A 19800-nucleotide genomic window follows, 5' to 3' on the forward strand; every position below is an offset into this window, starting at 1 on the left:
GTCAGAGTCCCACGGACGCGTAGAGCGCCGTGAGGGCGTTCCCCTTGATCCGGCGGGTCGTGCCCGGCTGGAGGCGCTCGAGGTGGATCGGTCCGAACGCCGTGCGGACGAGCTCGCGGACCGGGTAGCCGACTTCGGCCATCATGCGGCGGACGAGGCGGTTGCGGCCCTCATGGACGACGATCTCGACCGTCGTGATGTCGCCGTAGGTGTCGAGAACGCGGAAGGAGTCGACCTTGATGGGGCCGTCCTCGAGCTCGATCCCCTCGGTGAGCTTCCGCTTGACGTAGGGCTTCACCTCGCCGTGGAGGCGCGCGACGTAGGTCTTGGGGACCTCGTAGCTCGGATGCGTGAGCCGGTTGGCGAGCTCCCCGTCGTTCGTGAGGAGGAGCAGGCCGGAGGTGTCGATGTCGAGGCGGCCGACGTGGTAGAGGCGCTCGGGGTAGTCGACGATGAGGTCGGAAAGGGTCGGACGGCCCTCGGGGTCGGACATCGTCGAGACGGTGCCGACGGGCTTGTTGACGGCGAGGACGACGTGCTTCGCCTCGTCGAAGAAGACGCGCTCGCCGTCGACGTGGACGGTCTGCTTCGTCGGATCGATGCGGACGCCCTGATTGCGGACGACCTGCCCGTCGACCTGGACGCGGCCCTGATCGATGAGTTCCTCGGCGGCGCGGCGCGAGGCGACGCCCGCCTGCGAGAGCGCCTTCTGCAGGCGGATTCCGCCCTCGACGTAGGGATCGTTCCTCACAGTTGCTCCTCCAGTTCGTCCAGCTCGTCGCCGGTCGGCAGATAGGGCGCCAGGGGCACCAGGTCGTCGAGGGACGCGAACCCCATCTTCTCGAGGAATTCACGGGTCGTCCCGTAGAGGTGGGCGCCCGAATCGGTCTCTCCCACCTCTTCGACGAGTCCCCTCGTCACTAGCGTACGCACGACGGCGTCGACGTTCACGCCGCGGATGTGCGAGATGCGCGACCTCGAGACGGGCTGGCGGTAGGCGATGACGGCGAGGGTCTCGAGCGCGGCCTGCGAGAGCCTCGACTGCGCGGAGCCGACGACGAAGCGTCCGACGAGCCCGGCCCATTCGCGGGCGGAGTAGATCCGCCAGCCGCCGGCGGTCTCCCGGAGCTCGAATCCCCGGCGCCTCGCCCCGGACTCGCCGCGGTACTCGGCCGCCAGCGCGGCGAGGGAGCCCGCGACGACGTGCTCGTCGACGTCGAGCGCATCGGCGAGGTCGGCGGCGGGAACGGGCTCGGAGGCGACCATGAGGATCGCCTCGAGCGGCGCGAAGAGCTCGGCCTCGCCCGCGTCGAGACGCGAGTCCCCGACCGCGGCGCCGTCCGGCGCGGCTCCCGCGTTCACGAAGTCGTCGGCGCTCATGCGTCCTCCCCGTCCCGCGCCCCCGGCGCGCTCTCGTGTCCAGCGTGCGAATCCTCCGGCTCGAAGGACCCGGAGTAGTCGGCCTCGTCGATGTCGATGACGGTGTCCGGCCCGCCCGTCCACACGAGGACGAGGTCGCCGAGCGGCTCGTCCTGGGCGACGTCGAGGGCGCGGCGCCGGTAGAGCTCGAGGACGGCGAGGAAGCGGGAGACGACGATCGCGGTCGTCGCGGCGTCGGAGACGAGGTCGTGGAAGCTCGCCCGACCGAGCCTGGAAAGCCGCTCGGCGAGGAGCAGCGCCTGCTCGCGAACTGGGACGACCGGGTCGTGGAGGTGGGCGGTGACGACCTCGGGCTCGGCGCTCGTCAGCGCCCGCACGGCCGCGAGGGCGAGGTCCTCGGGGCTCGCCGTCCACACGAGCTCGGGCAGGAGCGCCGCGAAGTGAGGCTCGAGCGGCACGGCGCGGGCGACGAAACCGGCGTTGGCCTCGAGGCGCCGGCCGATCTCGGCCGACGCCCCCTTGAAGGCCCGGTACTGGAGGAGCCGGGAGAAGAGGAGGTCGCGCGCCTCGAGGTCCTCGGCGGCGAGCTGAGGATCGGCCTCGGTGCGCGGGAGGAGGCTCGCCGCCTTGAGGTCGAGGAGCGTCGCCGCGACGACGAGGAACTCCGTCGTCCGCGAGAGGTCGGGGAAGAGGCGCATGTGCGCGAGGAACTCGTCGGTGACCTCGGCGAGCGCGATCTCCGTGATATCGAGGCGCTTGCGCGCGATGAGCTGGAGGAGCAGGTCGAAGGGCCCCTCGAAGACGTCGAGGGCGACGTGGAAGTCGTCGATGGCGCTCTGGCCGTCGAGGACCTCGTCAGGCGGCGTCGCCACGGGCGATGACCTCGCGGGCGAGGCGGCGGTAGGCCCTCGCCCCCGGGTGGTTCGGCGCGTAGGTCGTGATCGGCTCGGAGGCGACCGAGGCGTCGGGGAACTTCACCGTGCGCCCGATCCGGGTCGTGAAGACGAGGTCGCCGAAGGCCTCGTCGAGGCGCTCGAGGACCTCGCGCGAGTGGAGGGTCCGCTGGTCGACCATCGTCGGGACGATGCCGTCGATCTTCAGGCGCGGGTTGATGCGGTCGCGGACCGTCTCGATCGTCTCGACCAGGAGCGCGACGCCGCGCAGGGCGAAGAACTCCGCCTCGACGGGGACGATGACGCCGTGCGCGGCGGTGAGGGCGTTGACGGCGAGCAGGCCGAGGGAGGGCTGGCAGTCGATGAGGATGACGTCGTAGTCGTCCTCGACGTGGCGCAGGACGCGGGCGAGGGCGGACTCGCGGGCGACCTCGGTGACGAGCTGGACCTCGGCGGCCGACAGGTCGATGTTCGCCGGGATGATGTCGAGGCCGTCGACGGGGGTGCGGCACACGGCCGCCTTGACGTCCGCCTTCGGGTTCATGAGCAGGGTGTAGATCGTGAGATCCATGTCGAGGGCGTTGATGCCGAGGCCGACGGACGCCGCGCCCTGGGGGTCGAAGTCGACGATGAGGACCCTGCGCCCGTACTCGGCGAGGGACGCGCCGAGGTTGATCGTCGTCGTCGTCTTGCCGACGCCGCCCTTCTGGTTGCACATCGCGATGACGCGGGCGGGGCCGTGCCCGGCGAGGGGCGCGGGGATCGGGAAGTCATCGGGATCCATGCCGATGTCACCGGACAGGGTGGGCTGCACGTCGTTCGTCACAAGGAGAGTCTAGGTCATGAGGCGCTCGCGCCGCCGTGGGCCCGGGCCCGCGGGTGCGAGGAGCGGTAGACCTCGACAAGCGTCGTCGGCGCGACCTTCGTGTAGATCTGGGTCGTCTGGACGGAGGCGTGGCCGAGCAGCTCCTGGACGTCGCGCACCGAGGCGCCGCCCTGGAGGAGGTGCGTCGCGAAGGAGTGGCGCAGCGTGTGGGGCGACACCTTCGCGTCGAGACCGGCGCGCGCGGCCGCCCGCTGGATCGCCTCCCACGCGCTCTGGCGCGAGAGGGGCCGTCCCCTCGTGTTGAGGAAGACCGCCGGCGTTCCCCTCCCCTTCGCGGCGAGGGCCGGCCTCGCGCGCACGAGGTACGCGCCGAGCGCGTCCTTCGCGTAGTGGCCGAGGGGCACGAGGCGCTCCTTGCGCCCCTTCCCGTAGAGGCGGACGACGGGGAGGTCCTCGTCGAGGTCGAGATCGTCGAGGGCGAGGCCCACCGCCTCGGAGACCCGCGCCCCCGTCGCGTAGAGGAGCTCGAGGAGAGCCGAATCGCGCAGGGCCGCCGCGTCCTCGCCGAGCTTCGCCGCCTCGAGGAGCGCGCCGACCTCGTCGACGCCGAGGGCCTTGGGCAGGCGCGTCCCCTGCTTGGGGGCCGACACGCGCGCGGCCGGGTCGTCGCTCGCCGCCCCCTCGCGGACGAGGAAACGGTGGAAGCCGCGGATCGCCGCGCTCGCCCTCGCGACCGACGAGGCAGCGGCCGGGCGCCCCGTGAGCGCCCCGGAGGCGAGGTCGGCGAGGTGCCGCTCGACCTCGTCGGCGCCGATCGCGCCGAGATCCTCGATCCCACGCGACCGGAGGTCGGCGAGGTACCGATCGACGTCGCGCCGGTAGTTGGAGATCGTGTGGACCGAGGCGCCGCGCTCGACGCGCAGATGGGTGAGCCAGTCGGCCTCGAACTCCTCGAACTCCCCCATGAGGTCAGCGTATCGCCCCGCCCTCGTCGATCAACGGCGACGCGTCCTGGGTCGAAGGCCCCGCGCGCGAGCCCGAGGGCGGGTTCCCAGGCCGGAGTGCACATCTGAGCAGGGGTCCCTCCTCCGATCATCCCCCGCCCTTCGCTACACTTCCAGGGGAAGATTCCGACGCCCCGATGGCGGGGCAATGACGGCTGGAGGCCGATGTGACACTCAAGTGGGATGAACTCGACGACCGCGCGGTGAAGACCGCGAAGATCCTCGCGGCGGACGCCGTCGAGAAGGTCGGCTCCGGCCACCCGGGCACCGCGATCTCGCTCGCACCGGCGGCGTACCTCCTCTTCCAGCGCCACATGCGCCTCGACCCGAAGGACCCGCGCTGGCTCGGCCGGGACCGCTTCGTCCTCTCCGCCGGCCACTCCTCGCTCACCCAGTACTGCCAGATGTACCTCGCCGGCATGGGCCTCGAGCTCGAGGACCTCGAGTCGCTGCGCACCCAGGGCTCCCTCACCCCCGCCCACCCCGAGTACGGGCACACGAAGGGCATCGAGATCACGACCGGTCCGCTCGGCACCGGCATCGCCTCGGCCGTCGGCTTCGCGATGTCCGCCCGCCGCTCGCACGGCCTCTACGACCCCGAGGCCCCGATGGGCGAGTCGGTCTTCGACCACTACGTCTACGTCGTCGCCGGCGACGGCTGCCTCCAGGAGGGCGTCGCCTCCGAGGCCTCGTCCCTTGCGGGCACCCAGCAGCTCGGCAACCTCATCCTCATCTGGGACGACAACCACATCTCCATCGAGGACGACACGAACATCGCCTTCACCGAGGACGTGCTGGGGCGCTACGAGGCCTACGGCTGGCACACCCAGCGCGTGAACTGGCTGAAGGAGGACGGCTCCTACGCCGAGGATGTCGAGGCCCTCGACGCCGCGATCGAGGCCGCGAAGGCCGAGACCGGCAAGCCCTCGATCATCGCCCTGCGCACGATCATCGGCTGGCCGACCCCCGGCAAGCAGAACACCGGCGGCATCCACGGCTCCAAGCTCGGCGACGAGGCCCTCCGCGGCCTCAAGGAGGCGCTCGGCGCCGATCCCGACGCGATGTTCGGCGTCGACGAGGAGGCCGTCGCCCACGCCCGCGCCAACGCCGCCGACCGCGCCGCCGAGTACCGGAAGGACTGGGACGCCCGCTTCGAGGCCTGGAAGTCCGCCAACGCCGACCGCGCCGCCCTCCTCGACCGCGTCCTCGCGAAGGAGATCCCGGCCGAGCTCGACGCCGCCCTCCCGGTCTTCGAGCCCGGCAAGGCCGTCGCCACCCGCTCCGCCTCCGGCAAGACGATCGCCGCGATCGCCTCGGCCGTGCCCGAGCTGTGGGGCGGCTCGGCCGACCTCGCCGGCTCGAACAACACGAACATGCCGGGCGAGCCCTCGTTCATCCCCGCCGAGAACGCGACCGCCGCGTGGCCGGGCGACCCCTTCGGCCGCAACCTCCACTTCGGCATCCGCGAGTTCGCGATGGGCGCGATCATGAACGGCATCGCCGCGGACGGCCTCACCCGTCCCTACGGCGGCACGTTCTTCGTGTTCTCCGACTACATGCGCGGCGCGGTCCGCCTCGCCGCCCTCATGGATCTGCCCGTCACCTACGTGTGGACGCACGACTCCATCGGCGTCGGCGAGGACGGCCCGACCCACCAGCCGGTCGAGCACCTCGCCGCCTACCGCGCGATCCCGAACCTCGCCGTCGTCCGCCCGGCCGACGCCACCGAGACCGCGGTCGCGTGGAAGACCGTCCTCGAGAACGCCAAGCCCGCCGCCCTCGTCCTCTCGCGCCAGAACCTCCCGGTGCCCGCGCGCGGCGACGAGACCGGCCTCGCCTCCGCCGAGGGCCTCGCCAAGGGCGCCTACGTCCTCGCCGACGTCGAGGGCACCCCGGACGTCCTCCTCCTCGCCTCCGGCTCCGAGGTCCAGTACGCCCTCGAGGCGAAGGACCTCCTCGCCGCCGAGGACATCAAGGCGCGGGTCGTCTCCGTCCCCTGCATGGAGTGGTTCGAGGAGCAGTCGGCCGAGTACAAGGAGTCCGTCCTCCCCGCCGCCGTCAAGGCCCGCGCCTCCATCGAGGCCGGCATCGCGCTCTCGTGGCGCGGCCTCGTCGGCGACGCCGGCCGCTCGGTCTCCCTCGAGCACTTCGGCGAGTCCGCGAACGGCAACAAGCTCTTCGCCGACTACGGCTTCGACGCCGCGCACCTCGTCGCCGCTGCGAAGGAGTCCATCGCAGCCGCGAAGTGATCCCCTCGCCCGGCGCTCGGCCCCGTCCTCGTTCACGAGGGCGGGGCCGCCCGCATCGTGACGAAGGAGGCGGTCGAACGCCGCTCCTCGCCCGGCGTCGCCCGCCGCCCCGGACTACGATCGACGAACGGACGGGCGCCCGTGCGGCGCCCACCTGTGCGAAAGGACTCCCATGTCTGCTGCCGCGGTCGAGCTGCGCGACCCCGAGGACCGCCGCCTGCCGAGGATCTCGCCGCCCTGCGGCCTCGTGATCTTCGGCATCACCGGCGACCTCGCCCGCAAGAAGCTGCTCCCCGCGATCTACGACCTCGCGAACCGCGGCCTCCTCAATCCCGCCTTCGCGCTCACCGGGTTCGCCCGCCGCGACTGGAGCCCCTCCGACTTCGAGGACTACGTCCGCGCGTCGATCGAGGCCCACACGCGCACGGGCTTCAACGAGCGCACGTGGCAGCAGCTCCGCACGGGACTGCGCTTCGTCTCGGGAACCTTCGACGACCCCGCCGCCTATCGGCGCCTCGCCGACACCGTCGCCGAACTCGACCGCTCGCGCGGCACCGGCGGCAACCACGCCTTCTACCTCTCGATCCCGCCCTCGTGGTTCCCGGTCGTCTCCGAGCACCTCGCCGCGACCGGCCTCAACCAGCGGCAGGGCCGCGAGTGGCGGCGCGTCATCATCGAGAAGCCCTTCGGCCACGACCTCGAGTCCGCCCGCGAGCTCTCGGGCGTCGTCTCCCAGGTGTTCGACGAGTCCGACGTCTTCCGCATCGACCACTACCTCGGCAAGGAGACGGTGCAGAACGTCCTCGCGATGCGCTTCGCGAACACGATGTTCGAGCCCCTGTGGAACGCGAACTACGTCGACCACGTCCAGATCACGATGGCCGAGGACATCGGCATCGGCACGCGCGCCGGCTACTACGACGGGATCGGCGCGGCCCGCGACGTCATCCAGAACCACCTCCTCCAGCTCCTCGCCCTCACGGCGATGGAGGAGCCGGTCCGCTTCTCCCCCGAGGCGCTGCGCGCCGAGAAGGAGAAGGTCCTCTCCGCGGTCCGCCTGCCCGAGGATCTCACGGCCTCCACCGCCCGCGGCCAGTACGCGGCCGGGTGGCAGGGCGGCGCGAGCGTCGCCGCCTTCCTCGAGGAGGACGGCATCCCGGCGGAGTCGCGCACCGAGACCTTCGCGGCGATCAAGCTCTTCGTCGACACGCGCCGGTGGGCGGGCGTCCCCTTCTACCTGAGGGCGGGCAAGCGCCTCGGGAAGCGCGTCACCGAGATCGCGGTCGTCTTCAAGCGCGCCGCCCACGTCCCCTTCGAGAACTCCGAACTCACCGAGTCCGGGCAGAACGTCCTCGTCATCCGCGTCCAGCCGGACGAGGGCATGACGATCAAGTTCGGCGCGAAGGTGCCGGGCACCGAGATGCAGGTCCGCGACGTGACGATGGACTTCGGCTACGGCCACGCCTTCACCGAGGATTCCCCCGAGGCGTACGAGCGCCTCATCCTCGACGCCCTCGTCGGATCCGCCCCGCTCTTCCCGCATCAGCGCGAGGTCGAGCTCTCCTGGCAGATCCTCGATCCGATCCTCTCCCACTGGGAGGGGCTCGGACAGCCCGAACAGTACCGGCCGGGCTCGTGGGGCCCGGTCTCCGCGCACGACATGATGGCGCGCGACGGGCGCGCCTGGAGGCTCCCGTGATCATCACCCTCAAGGACACGACCTCGCTCGAGGTCGCCTCGCGCATCGTCGCCCTCCGCGACGACCGGGGCGCGACCGCCCTCGGGCGCGTCCTCACGCTCATCATCGTCGTCCCCGACCTCATCGACGTCGACCGGGCGATCGAGATCTCCGACGCGGCCTCCCGCGAGCACCCGTGCCGGGTCATCGTCGTCGTCGACTCCGGCTCCATGGACGGTCCCGCCCGCCTCAACGCGCAGATCCGCGTCGGCGACGCCGCCGGTCCCTCCGACGTCATCGTCCTCGAGCCGAAGGGAGAGGCTGCCTCGGCCCTCGACACGCTCGTCATGCCGCTCCTCCTCTCCGACACGCCGGTCGTCGCGTTCTGGCCGGTTACTCCCCCGGCCAATCCCGGCGAGCACCCGCTCGGGCGCATCGCCGTCCGCCGGATCACCGATTCACGCGAGACCGAGTGCCCGCTGAAGACCCTTCTCGGGCTCGCCCGCTCCTACACGCCAGGAGACACCGACCTCGGGTGGTCGGGCGTCACGCTGTGGCGCGCACTCCTCGCGGCGGTCGCCCACGAGTTCCCCGAGCCTCCGGTCTCCGCGCTCGTGACGGGGCACGAGACCCACCCTTCGTCCTTCCTCGTGGCGGCCTGGATTCGCCGCCAGTTCGGCATCGAGGTGGAGCGGGTCACCGATCCCGAGGCGCTCACCATCACGGGTGTCCATTTCCGCTTCGCGGACGACTCGGAGGTCTCCCTCCAGCGCTCCGCGACGTCCTCGGTCGCCCACCTCCACCGCACCGGCCTCGAGACGGCGGATGTCAATCTCCCGCGCAGGTCCGTTCAGGACTGCCTCATGGAGGAGCTCCGCCGGCTCGACCCGGACGCCTACTACGGCGCGCTCCTCACCGAGGAGCTCCCCCTGCTGCCCGAGGCGCGCGAGCGCCTCGCCTGCGGGGGCTCCGCCTCCGCCGCGTCCGAGGGCTCGGACGCGTGATGCGCCTCGAGGTTCGGCCGACCGTCGATGCCCTCGTCGCGGACGCGGCGGCGTCCATCGGCGCCGAGCTCGCGGCGCTCAGCGCGTCGCGGGAGCGCGTCGATCTCGCGATCGCCGGCGGCTTCGTCTCCCAGCGCCTGCTGCCGGCCCTCGCGGGAGCGCCCGGGATCGACTGGTCGCGCGTCGACGTCTGGTGGGTCGACGAGCGCTACGTCCCGGCGGGCGACCCCGACCGCAACGACGCCGAGGCGATCTCCGCGCTCCTCGGGTCGCTCCCGGCCCGGCTCCACCCGATGCCGGTCGACGAGGGCGCGCCGCTCGACGAGGCCGCGTCCCGCTTCGCGGGCGAATGGGCGCGGGCCATGCGTGGTCGGCGCCTCGACCTCGTGATCCTCGGGATGGGCCCCGACGGGCACGTCGCCAGCCTCTTCCCCGGTCGCGCGCTCCCCGACGACGTCGACGTCCTCACGGTCGAGGACTCCCCGAAGCCGCCGCCGCACCGGATCACTCTCACCCTGCCGGTGCTGCGCGACGCCGCCTCCGCGCACCTCGTCGCGGCCGGCGACTCGAAGGCCGAGGCTCTCGAACGCGCCTTCGCCGAGCTCTCCTCCCCGATCCTTCCCGCCGACGTCCTGCCCGTGTCCCGCATCCTCGAGGTCGGGGCCACCGCCTGGATCGACGAGGGCGCGGCGCGCCTCATCAACGGCTGAGCGCATTCGCCCCGTTCCAGAGCGGCTCGGAGCCGCGGCCCGAATACGACGACGCCCCCGCGGATCATTCCGCGGGGGCGAGGCCGTGAAGGAGAGGGCTCAGAAGACCCACTTCTGCATGAGGCCGTAGGCGATGATGCAGACGACCCAGATGATGAGGATGCCGAGCGTGATGCGGTTGAGGTTCCGCTCGGCGACGCCGGAGGAACCCGCGGTCGACGAGATGCCGCCGCCGAACATGTCGGAGACGCCGCCGCCCTTGCCCTTGTGCATGAGCACCGTGAGCGTGAGCAGGAGGCTCGTGAGCACGATGAGGACGATCAGGGTGATCTTGAGTGCGGTCACTGTGTTTCCGATTCTTTCTCAGCGGGGCCGGTCGGCCTCCGGTCGAACGTGGTCGAGTCTACCGGGCGACGCGCCGCGGGGGCCAACCGGCGCACCGGTCGGCCCCCGCGGGGAGTTTCGGATCAGGCGTAGAAGCGCGCCATCTCCGCGAAGGACTCGGCCTTGAGCGAGGCGCCGCCGATGAGCGCGCCGTCGATGTCGGGCTGAGCCATGAGCTCCTTGATGTTGCCGGGCTTGGCGGAGCCGCCGTAGAGGACGCGCGTCGCCTCGGCGGTCTCGGCGCCGAAGTCCTGCGCGAGCGCCGCGCGGATCGCGCCGCAGACCTCCTGGGCGTCGTCGGCGGTGGCGGTCTCGCCGGTGCCGATCGCCCAGATGGGCTCGTACGCGATGACGATCTTCGCGACGTCCTCGGCGGACCAGCCGGCGAGGGCCGCGCGGATCTGGCCGAGAACGAACTCGACGTGCGTGCCCGCCTTGCGGATCTCGAGGGCCTCGCCGCAGCAGAGGATCGGGGTCATGCCGGCGTCGAGGACCTTGCGGGCCTTCTGGCCGACGAGCTCGTCCGACTCGTTGTGGTACTCGCGGCGCTCGGAGTGCCCCATGACGACGTAGGTGCAGCCGAGCTTGTCGAGCATCGCGGTCGAGATCTCGCCGGTGTACGCGCCGTTGTCGTGGATCGAGACGTCCTGGGCGCCGTACTTGATGCCGAGCTCATCGGCATCGACGATCGTCTGCACGGTGCGGATGTCGGTGAACGGGGGGATCACGAGGACCTCGCACTTGGCGTAGTCGTGGTCGTGGTCCTTGAGCTCCATCGCGAGGCCCTGGACGAGGTGATTCGCCTCGAAGTGATCGAGGTTCATCTTCCAGTTGCCGGCCATGAGGGGGGTGCGTGCCATTGTTCAGTCCTCCAGAACTGCGATGCCGGGGAGCGTCTTGCCCTCGAGGAGTTCGAGGGACGCGCCGCCGCCCGTGGAGATGTGGGCGAAGGTCGACTCGTCGAAGCCGAGGAGTCGGACGGCCGCGGCCGAGTCGCCGCCGCCGATGACCGAGAACATGTCGCCCTCGGAGAGCGCCTGCGCGACGGCCTTGGTGCCGGCGGCGAAGGCGGGGAACTCGAAGACGCCCATCGGGCCGTTCCACGCGACGGTCTTCGCGGTCGCGAGCTTCTCGGCGAAGAGCTTCTGAGACTCGGGGCCGATGTCGAGGCCCATCTGGTCCTCGGGGATCGCGTCGACCGGGACGACGGTCGCGGGCGCGTCGGCCGCGAACTCGGGGGCGACGACGACGTCGACCGGGAGGACGAGCTCGACGCCGCGCTCGGCGGCCTCGGCGATGTAGCCCTTGACGGTCTCGATCTGGTCGGTCTCGAGGAGCGACTTGCCGACCGAGTGGCCCTGCGCGGCGAGGAAGGTGAAGACCATGCCGCCCCCGATGAAGAGGAGGTCGGCCTTCTTGAGGAGGTTCGCGATGACGCCGAGCTTGTCGGAGACCTTCGAGCCGCCGAGGACGACGCCGTAGGGGCGCTCGGGATTCTCGGTCGCGCGGCGGAGGGACTCGATCTCCTTGAGGACGAGGAGGCCCGCGGCGGACGGGACGAGCTTGGCGATGTCGTAGACGGACGCCTGCTTGCGGTGGACGACGCCGAAGCCGTCGGAGACGAAGGCGTCGCCGAGCTCGGCGTAGGCGGCCGCGAGCTCCTCGCGCTCCGCGTCGACCTTCGAGGTCTCGCGAGCGTCGAAGCGCACGTTCTCGAGGAGGGCGATCTCGCCCTCGGCGAGCGCGGCGACCGTGGCCTTCGCGGACTCGCCGATGACGTCGCCGGCGAGGGTGACGGGGGCGTCGATGAGCTCGCCGAGGCGGGCGGCGACCGGCGCGAGCGAGTACGCGGGGTCGACCTGGCCCTTCGGGCGGCCGAGGTGCGCCATGATGACGACCTTGGCGCCCGCGGTGACGAGGGCGTTGAGGGTGGGGAGCGCCGCGCGGATGCGGCCGTCATCGGTGATGACGCCGTCCTTGAGCGGCACGTTGAAGTCCGAGCGGACGAGGACGCGCTTGCCGCGCAGATCCCCGAGGGTGTCGATGGTCCTCATGGAACCGGCCTTTCTACCGCGGGCGCTCGCGCGCCCGAATTGTCGTGGTGAACGCGAGCGCCCGCGCACCCCGGAAGGTGCGCGGGCGCCCGTGTCAGCTGATCACAGCGAGTGAGTCGATGCTCAGGCGAGCTTCGAGCCGACGAGGGCCGTCAGCTGGACGAGGCGGTTGGAGTAGCCCCACTCGTTGTCGTACCAGGAGAGGACCTTGACGAGATCGCCGATGACCTTGGTCTCGAGCGCGTCGAAGATCGAGGAGTGCGGATCGCCGACGATGTCGGTGGAGACGATCGGATCCTCGGTGTAGGCGAGGATGCCCTTGAGCTCGCCCTCGGCGGCGGCCTTGACGGCGGCGTTGATGGCCTCGACGGAGACCTCCTTCTCCGCCTGGAAGGTGAGGTCGGTGAGGGAGCCGGTCGGGGTGGGGACGCGGACGGCGAGGCCGTCGAACTTGCCCTTGAGCTCGGGGAGGACGAGGGCGACGGCCTGGGCGGCGCCGGTCTTCGTCGGGATCATGTTGAGGGCGGCGGCGCGGGCGCGACGGAGATCCGAGTGCGGGGCGTCGAGGACGCGCTGGTCGCCGGTGTAGGAGTGGATCGTCGTCATGATGCCGCGGACGATGCCGAAGTTCTCGTGGAGGACCTTGGCGAGCGGGGCGAGGCAGTTGGTCGTGCAGGACGCGTTCGAGACGATGTTCATCGTCGCGTTGTCGTAGTCCTTCTCGTTGACGCCCATGACGAAGGTGCCGTCGACGTTCTTCGCCGGAGCGGAGATGACGACCTTCTTGGCGCCGGCCTCGAGGTGGGCCTTGGCCTTCTCGCCATCGGTGAAGAAGCCGGTCGACTCGACGACGACCTCGACGCCGAGCTCGCCCCAGGGGAGATCGGCGGGGTTGCGCTGGGCGAGGACCTTGATGGCCTTGCCGTTGACGATGATCGAGGTCTCGTCGTAGGAGACCTCGCCGCCGAAGCGACCGAGGATCGAATCGTACTTGAGGAGGTGGGCGAGGGTCTTGGTGTCGGTGAGGTCGTTGACGGCGACGATCTCGATGTCCGCGCCCTGCTCGAGAGCGGCGCGGAAAAAGTTGCGGCCGATGCGGCCGAAGCCGTTGATGCCAACGCGGGTGGTCACTATTGTCCTCCTGCTCGTGCCCTGCGCGGGCACGTTCTTTCGGTGCAACCGGATTCGCGGGATGCGGACCCGGCCCGCAGATCACTGCGGTTCCAGCACTGACAATTTACACCCCGAGCCGCCCCCGAGCACGCCCGATGACCGCCCGCTCCCCCGTCTCCGGGAAGCCGGGACGGGGGCGACGGACTTTAGTCCTCGTCGAGCATGTCGAGGGTGAGGGCGGCCTCCGTATCGAGGATGCCCCGTTCGTGCGCGGCCTTGTCCGCCATCGCGAGGAGGCGTCGGATCCGGCCCGCGACGGCGTCCTTCGTCAGCGGCGGGTCGGGGTGCTTGCCGAGCTCCTCCAGGGACGCCTGCTTGAACTGAAGGCGCAGGCGCCCCGCCTCGAGGAGGTGCTCGGGGACGTCGTCGCCGAGGATCTCGAAGGCGCGGGCGACGCGGGCCCCCGCGGCCACGGCGGCCCGGGCCGAGCGCCGGAGGTTGGCGTCGTCGAAGTTCGCGAGGCGGTTCGCCGATCCGCGGGCCTCGCGACGCTCGCGGCGGTCCTGCCAGGCGCGGTGCGTCTGCTCGGCGCCCATCGCGCCGATGAGGATCCCGATCGCCTCGGAGTCGCGGACGGAGACGCGATCTGAGCCGCGCACCTCCTTCGAACGTGCAGCCGCTCCGAGTTTGCGCGCACATCCGACCATCGCGAGAGCGACTTCGGGCCCCGGGCACGTGACCTCGAGCGAGGTCGAGCGGCCCGGCTCCATGAGGGAGCCGCGGGCGAGGAACGCCCCGCGCCAGATCGCCGCCGCCTCCTCGACGCCGGAGGCCACGAGCGTGGCCGGCAGTCCCCTCACGGGGCGGCGCAGCGAATCGACGAGGCCCGTCATGCGGGCGAGCTCGTCGGCCTTGTGGACGACGCGGACCACGTATCGCTTGCCGCGGCGCAGCGAGCCCCCCGAGACGACGACGACGGTCGACTCGGCGTTGTAGAGGCCGTGGAGGAAGGCGCGGAGCCTGCGAGCGGCCACCGGCGAATCGAGCTCGGCCTCGATAAGGATCCGGCCGGAGACGAGGTGGAGGCCCCCCGCGAAGCGCAGCGTGGTCGCGACCTCGGCGGCCATCGCCGCCGGGCTGGGAGCCGGCGTGCGGGCGAGTTCGTCCTTGAGATCGGTCGTGAGCGACATGGCCCCTCCCCTCACAGCCAGGTCTCGGCGCGGCCGACCTCGCCGAGGAACCCGTCGAAGGCGTCGCGCAGGGCCGCCGCGAGCCGGAGCGGATCGTGATGGGGCTGGCCGTCGCCGGTGCGGACCTGGCGGAGGAGGACGCGGGCGCCGAGCTCCTCGGAGGCGACGATGAGGTCGTCGATGTCGTCGGTCGCCGTCGGATCGGCGATGACGACGTCGAGCTTGAAGTCGGGCGCGTAGTCGCGGATCGCGCGCACGTGATCCGCGGTCGTCATGCGATCGGTCTCGCCGCGCTGGCGCGAGAGGTTGAGGATGAGCGCCCGGTGGGCGTCCGTGGTCGCGAGCGCGCGGTGGAGGTCCGGCACGAGGAGGTGCGGGATCACGGAGGTGTACCAGGACCCCGGTCCGAGGACGACCCACTCGGCCTCGGAGATCGCCTCGAGGACGGGGGCGGGGACCTCCGGGTTCTCCGGGAGGAGGCGGATGTGCTCGACGGTGCCGGGGGCGATGGCGACCTTCGACTGACCGGACACCGTGTAGTGGCGACCGCCGTCGTCCATGTCGGCCTCGATCTCGAGGGGGACGGTCGACATCGGGAGGACGCGGCCGGTCGCGCCGAGGAGGCGCCCCACCCAGTCGAGTCCCTCGACCGGGTCGTCGAGGAGCTGCCACAGGCCGGAGATGAGGAGGTTGCCGAGGGCGTGCCCGTTGAGCGGGCCCGTCGTCTCCAGGCGCGTCTGGAGGACGTCGCGCCAGGTGAGTCCCCACTCGGTCTCTTCGCACAGGCTCGCGAGGGCCATGCGCAGGTCGCCGGGCGGAAGGATCTCCATCTCCCGGCGGAGCCTGCCGGACGAGCCGCCGTCGTCGGCGACGGTGACGACCGCGGTGAGCGATCGGGTGATGTGCCGGAGCGCACGGAGGGTCGCCGAGAGGCCGTGGCCGCCGCCGAGCGCGACGACGGAGTCCCCGGATTCGCCCCTCTGGGCCCATCCGGCGGCGTCGAGGTAGGTCATCATTCCCTCCCGAGATCGCGGTGGTGAACCCGGACAGAATAGCCTCTCTCGCGCAGGCGCCCGGCGATGAGTTCCGCGCAGGCGACCGAGCGGTGCTGCCCGCCCGTGCATCCGACGGCGATCGTCGCGAAGGGCTTGAGCTCGACGAGGTAGCCCTGGAGCATCGGCGCGAGGAGGTCCGCGTAGCCGAGGACGAAGTCGCGGGCCCCGGGCTGGTCGAGGACGTAATCGGCGACGGGCTTGTCGCGCCCCGTGAGGTGACGCAGCTCGTCGACCCAGTACGGGTTCTTGAGGAAGCGGACGTCGAGGACGTGGTCGGCGTCGATCGGGATGCCGCGTTTGAAGCCGAAGGACTCGACGGTGATCTGGAGGGGCCGGGGACCCTCGTCGGCGACGACGTCGCGGATGTGCCGGGTGAGTTCGTGGACGTTCATCCGGGATGTATCGATGATCTCGTCGGCGATGCGCCGCACGGGCGCGAGGAGCCGCGCCTCGGCCTCGATCCCGTCGAGGAGCGTGCCGCCGCCCTGGAGGGGGTGGGGGCGCCGGTTCGACTCGTAGCGTTTGACGAGCGCCTCCGGGGTCGCTTCGAGGAACACGATCCGGTAGGCGGCGCCCATCGACTTCAGCTGGTCGAGGGCCTTCGAGAGGTCGGCGAAGAACGTGCGCGACCGGACGTCGACGACGACGGCGAGGCGGTGGACGCCGCCGCCCTCGGGGGACATCATGCCGACGAGCGCGGGGATCATCATCGGCGGGAGGTTGTCGACGACGTACCAGTCGAGGTCCTCGAGGGCTCGCGCCGCTCCCGTTCGCCCGGCTCCGGAGGCGCCGGTGATGATGAGGACCTCGTTGTCGGGGGCCGGCGCCTCGGCGGGGAGGCGGTCGAGGATCGGGATCCCCGAGGGGAAGGTCTCGGGTCCCTCGTTCGGGGTGCGCGCGTCGTCGTTCATCCTCACAGGATGCCACTCACCTCGCCCGCCCCGCCCGCCGACGGCGACGCTTCGCGCACGGTCACGAGGGCGGCGCCCCTGTTCGCCCGCTCCCTCGCGGCACCGGCATCGACGTCGGAGGCGAGGACGACGCCGAGTCGGCGCCCGGCCCGGGTGACGGGCTTCCCGAAGATCCGGACCTCGTCGGCGACCTCCAGGGCCCGGGCGACGCCCGCGTACTCGGGATCGTCGATCGGAGCGGTGGACTTGACGACCGCGGAGGCGCCGGGGGCGCGCAGCGACGCGTCGACGGGCAGCCCGAGGATCGCCCGGGCGTGGAGGTCGAACTCGGACTGCGCCTGGGTTGCCATCGTCGTCATCCCCGTGTCGTGGGGGCGCGGGGAGAGCTCGGAGAACCACGCCTCATCGCCCTTGAGGAAGAACTCGACGCCGAAGAGCCCGAGGGCCGGGGCCGCTCCCCCGTCGGCGAGTGCGCCGGTGACGGCGCGCGCCATCTCCTCGCAGGCCGCGAGGGCGGGGGCGCTCACCTCGGCGGGCTGCCAGGACTCGACGTAGTCGCCGTCGACCTGGCGGTGCCCGATGGGCGCGCAGAAGGACGTGACGACCGATCCTGTGGAGGCGTCCCAGGACCGGATCGTGAGGAGCGTGATCTCGGAGTCGAAGGGGATCTCCTCCTCGACGATGACGCGCCCGGTGTCGGAGCGCGCTCCCTCGACGGCCGCCTCCCAGGCGGCTTCGGCCTCGTCGGCGGAGACGATGCGCGACTGGCCGTGCCCGGAGGACGACATCGTCGGCTTCACGTAGGCGGGCAGTCCCGTGTGGGCGAGCGCCTCGCGCAGCTCCTGCGCGCTCGACGCGAAGCGGAACGTGGAGGTCCGCACTCCCGGCAGGGAGGCCGCGAGGGCGCGGATCCGTTGGCGGTCCATCGTCGCGCGCACGGCGAAGGCGTTGGGGACGACCTGTCGACCGGTCGCGGCCTCGTAGGCGACGAGGGCGTCGGTCGCGATCGCCTCGACCTCGGGGACGACGAGGTCGGGGCGGACCTCCTCGAGGAGGTCCGCGAGGGCCTCCGGATCAGTCATGTCGAGGACGCGCCTGGAGTCCGCGACCTGCATCGCGGGGGCGCCGTCGTAGGAGTCGACGGCAACGACCTCCCGTCCGAGACGCTGGAGGGAGATCGTCAGCTCCTTGCCGAGTTCGCCGGATCCGAGGAGGAGGATCCGGCGCGGGAGGGGAAGATCGCGGGCATCGGGCATGGGGGCTCCTTCGCGAGGGGACGCCCCCAGGGTAGTCGAGGCGGCTCAGTCGGAGGCGAGGGCCTCGAGGATCGCGGTCGCGAGCGCCGGCCCGATCCCGGGAACCGCCGCGACCTCGTCGATCGACGCCGCGCGCAGGCGCTTGACGGAGCCGAACTGCGCGAGGAGGGCGGACTGACGGGCGGGCCCGACGCCGGGAATCGCGTCGAGGGCGGAGCGCGTCTGCGCGCGCCCGCGCCGCTTGCGGTGCTTCGTGATCGCGAAGCGATGGGACTCGTCGCGCAGGTACTGGAGGAGGTGGAGGGCCGCCGAGGCACGCGGGAGGATGAGCGGGAACTCGTCGCCGGGCACCCACACCTCCTCGAGGCGCTTGGCGAGGCCGACGAGGGGGATGTCGACGCCCATCGAGTCGAGGGCGCGCCTCGCGGCGTTCACCTGCGGGAGGCCGCCGTCGACGACGACGAGGTCGGGGCGATAGGAGAAACGACGGGGACGGCCGGTCGCCTCGTCGATCGGGCCGGACGCGTAGGCGACGCCCTCCTCATCCTCGCCCTCCTGGCCGACCTCCTCGGCGAGGAGGCGCGAGAAGCGGCGGCGCAGGACCTCGTCCATCGCGCTCGTGTCGTCCGGGGCGCCGCTCCCGTCCTCTCCGCGGATGTTGTAGGTCCGGTAGGCGTCCTTGCGCGGGGCGCCGTCCTCGAAGACGACCATCGACGCGACCTGGTCGGTCCCCATCGTGTGGGAGACGTCGTAGCACTCGATCCTCAGGGGCGCGGAGTCGAGGCCGAGGTTCTTCGCGAGCTCCTCGAGGGCGCGGGAGCGCTCGGTGAGGTCGCCGGCCCTGCGGGTCCGGTGGAGTTCGAGGGCCTGACGGGCGTTCTCTCGCACCGTCGCCATGAGGCTCGCCTTGGGCCCGCGCTCGGGGACGTGGAGGCGCACGCGCGCCCCGCGGATCCCGGAGAGCCAGTCGGCGACGGTCTCCGCGTCCTCGGGGAGGAGGGAGACGAGGATCTCGCGCGGAACCGCCCGGGTCGGGGTGTGGGCGACGTCGTCGATCGAGTTCGGGCCGGACTTCGGCTCGACGGGGCGGGAGTCGGCGGGCGGGAGCTCGGAGTACACCTGCTCGAGGAGGCGCTCCATGAGGACCTCCTCGGAGGCGCCGTCGACCCGGTCGACGACCCACCCGCGCGTGCCGCGAATACGCCCGCCGCGCACGTGGAAGACGTGGACGGCCGCGTCGAGCTCGTCGGCCTCGAGGGCGAAGACGTCGGCGTCGGTGCCGTCGGGCAGGACGACGACGTTCTTCTCGAGGACGGTCTCGACGGCCTTGAGGTCGTCGCGCAGGCGGGCCGCGGTCTCGAAGTCGAGGGCGGCGGCCGCCTCCTTCATACGACGGCGCAGATCGGCGACGATCGGTCCTGTGCGCCCCTCCATGAACTCGCAGAGCGCCTCGGCGAGCGCCCGGTGATCCGATTCGGAGATCCGGCCGACGCAGGGCGCGGAGCACTTGTCGATGTGCGCGAGCAGGCAGGGCCTCCCCTGCGCCTTCGCCCTCTGGAAGACGCCGGGAGCGCAGGTCCGGACCGGGTAGACCCGCGAGAGGAGGTCGATCGTCTCGCGGATCGCCCACACCTGCGTGTAGGGCCCGTAGTAGCGGGTGCCGGCCCGCTTCGCCTGGCGGGTGACGTGGACGCGGGGGAAGCGCTCCCCCATCGTCACCGCGAGGTAGGGGTAGGTCTTGTCGTCCTTGAAGACGACGTTGAAGCGCGGATCGAACTCCTTGATCCACGTGAATTCGAGGGCGAGCGCCTCGACCTCGGTGCGGACGACGGTCCACTGGACGCGCGCCGCGGTGAAGACCATCTGCTGCGTGCGCGGATGGAGGTTCGCGGGATCCTGGAAGTAGTTCGTCAGGCGGTTGCGGAGATTCTTCGCCTTGCCGACGTAGATGACGCGGCCCTCGGCGTCGCTGAACCGGTAGACGCCCGGCGAGGTCGGGATCTCGCTCGTCGGGGGCCGGTAGGTCGCTGGATCTGCCACCGCACCAGGATAGACGCGGGAGGGGCCGGACCGCCGTCCGGCCCCTCCCGCGC

Annotated in this window: 18 protein-coding genes; 4 read left to right on the forward strand and 14 right to left on the reverse strand. The window is 71.5% G+C overall.

Annotation, left to right across the window (positions count from 1 at the left end; translation table 11 throughout):
- Position 1 precedes the first annotated feature (1 nt).
- From DY157_RS04010 to DY157_RS04030, 5 genes are read right to left on the reverse strand one after another with little or no spacing between them, the layout of a single operon-like run.
- On the reverse strand, positions 2 to 751 hold the full coding sequence (locus DY157_RS04010) for a pseudouridine synthase (protein WP_115727329.1): 750 nt from the start codon (positions 749 to 751) through the stop codon (positions 2 to 4).
- Positions 748 to 1380, reverse strand: a complete 633-nt coding sequence (gene scpB, locus DY157_RS04015) for an SMC-Scp complex subunit ScpB (RefSeq protein ID WP_115727330.1) — start codon at positions 1378 to 1380, stop codon at positions 748 to 750. The genes DY157_RS04010 and scpB overlap by 4 nt, the downstream gene beginning before the upstream one ends.
- Complete coding sequence (locus tag DY157_RS04020) at positions 1377 to 2252, reverse strand: segregation and condensation protein A (protein WP_115727331.1); 876 nt, start codon at positions 2250 to 2252, stop codon at positions 1377 to 1379. The genes scpB and DY157_RS04020 overlap by 4 nt, the downstream gene beginning before the upstream one ends.
- A complete protein-coding gene (locus DY157_RS04025) occupies positions 2236 to 3057 on the reverse strand; it encodes a ParA family protein (RefSeq protein WP_407923461.1) in 822 nt (273 codons plus the stop codon). Before DY157_RS04025 ends, DY157_RS04020 begins: the two co-directional genes overlap by 17 nt.
- Positions 3058 to 3113: 56 nt before the next feature.
- On the reverse strand, positions 3114 to 4064 hold the full coding sequence (locus tag DY157_RS04030; protein WP_115727333.1) for a site-specific tyrosine recombinase XerD: 951 nt from the start codon (positions 4062 to 4064) through the stop codon (positions 3114 to 3116).
- A 206-nt stretch (positions 4065 to 4270) separates the two neighbouring features.
- On the opposite strand from DY157_RS04030, the gene tkt reads away from it, so the two are divergent.
- The 4 genes from tkt to pgl all read left to right on the forward strand — a co-directional run bounded on the left by tkt (position 4271) and on the right by pgl (position 9744).
- Complete coding sequence (gene tkt, locus DY157_RS04035) at positions 4271 to 6352, forward strand: transketolase (protein WP_115727334.1); 2082 nt, start codon at positions 4271 to 4273, stop codon at positions 6350 to 6352.
- Between the two features lie 172 nt (positions 6353 to 6524).
- On the forward strand, positions 6525 to 8051 hold the full coding sequence (gene zwf / locus DY157_RS04040; RefSeq protein ID WP_115727335.1) for a glucose-6-phosphate dehydrogenase: 1527 nt from the start codon (positions 6525 to 6527) through the stop codon (positions 8049 to 8051).
- On the forward strand, positions 8048 to 9034 hold the full coding sequence (locus DY157_RS04045; RefSeq protein ID WP_115727336.1) for a glucose-6-phosphate dehydrogenase assembly protein OpcA: 987 nt from the start codon (positions 8048 to 8050) through the stop codon (positions 9032 to 9034). Before zwf ends, DY157_RS04045 begins: the two co-directional genes overlap by 4 nt.
- Entirely contained in the window at positions 9034 to 9744 is a 711-nt protein-coding gene (gene pgl, locus DY157_RS04050) for a 6-phosphogluconolactonase (protein WP_115727337.1), read from the forward strand. Before DY157_RS04045 ends, pgl begins: the two co-directional genes overlap by 1 nt.
- 99 nt (positions 9745 to 9843) lie before the next feature.
- Here the strand turns inward: pgl and secG are convergent, their stop codons facing one another.
- The 9 genes from secG to uvrC form a co-directional block, all read right to left on the reverse strand.
- Positions 9844 to 10089 carry a preprotein translocase subunit SecG gene (gene secG, locus DY157_RS04055; RefSeq protein ID WP_115727338.1) on the reverse strand — a complete coding sequence of 82 codons (246 nt, stop codon included), beginning with the start codon at positions 10087 to 10089 and terminating at the stop codon, positions 9844 to 9846.
- Between the two features lie 122 nt (positions 10090 to 10211).
- The gene (gene tpiA, locus DY157_RS04060) at positions 10212 to 10988 is read right to left on the reverse strand and encodes a triose-phosphate isomerase (protein WP_115727339.1); all 777 of its coding nucleotides are present in this window, start codon (positions 10986 to 10988) and stop codon (positions 10212 to 10214) included.
- A 3-nt stretch (positions 10989 to 10991) separates the two neighbouring features.
- Complete coding sequence (locus tag DY157_RS04065) at positions 10992 to 12182, reverse strand: phosphoglycerate kinase (RefSeq protein WP_115727340.1); 1191 nt, start codon at positions 12180 to 12182, stop codon at positions 10992 to 10994.
- A gap of 123 nt (positions 12183 to 12305) precedes the next feature.
- Positions 12306 to 13313, reverse strand: a complete 1008-nt coding sequence (gene gap, locus DY157_RS04070) for a type I glyceraldehyde-3-phosphate dehydrogenase (protein WP_115727341.1) — start codon at positions 13311 to 13313, stop codon at positions 12306 to 12308.
- A 188-nt stretch (positions 13314 to 13501) separates the two neighbouring features.
- A complete protein-coding gene (gene whiA / locus DY157_RS04075; protein WP_115727342.1) occupies positions 13502 to 14485 on the reverse strand; it encodes a DNA-binding protein WhiA in 984 nt (327 codons plus the stop codon).
- Positions 14486 to 14496: 11 nt separating this feature from the next.
- The gene (locus tag DY157_RS04080) at positions 14497 to 15498 is read right to left on the reverse strand and encodes a gluconeogenesis factor YvcK family protein (RefSeq protein WP_115727343.1); all 1002 of its coding nucleotides are present in this window, start codon (positions 15496 to 15498) and stop codon (positions 14497 to 14499) included.
- On the reverse strand, positions 15498 to 16451 hold the full coding sequence (gene rapZ / locus DY157_RS04085) for an RNase adapter RapZ (RefSeq protein ID WP_115727344.1): 954 nt from the start codon (positions 16449 to 16451) through the stop codon (positions 15498 to 15500). The genes DY157_RS04080 and rapZ overlap by 1 nt, the downstream gene beginning before the upstream one ends.
- A 2-nt stretch (positions 16452 to 16453) precedes the next feature.
- Positions 16454 to 17707 carry a formate-dependent phosphoribosylglycinamide formyltransferase gene (gene purT / locus DY157_RS04090; protein WP_115727345.1) on the reverse strand — a complete coding sequence of 418 codons (1254 nt, stop codon included), beginning with the start codon at positions 17705 to 17707 and terminating at the stop codon, positions 16454 to 16456.
- 45 nt (positions 17708 to 17752) lie between these two features.
- The gene (gene uvrC, locus DY157_RS04095) at positions 17753 to 19747 is read right to left on the reverse strand and encodes an excinuclease ABC subunit UvrC (RefSeq protein WP_115727346.1); all 1995 of its coding nucleotides are present in this window, start codon (positions 19745 to 19747) and stop codon (positions 17753 to 17755) included.
- Positions 19748 to 19800: the final 53 nt, after the last annotated feature.

This window comes from Actinomyces culturomici (assembly GCF_900499005.1).
Lineage (GTDB): Bacteria > Actinomycetota > Actinomycetes > Actinomycetales > Actinomycetaceae > Pauljensenia > Pauljensenia culturomici.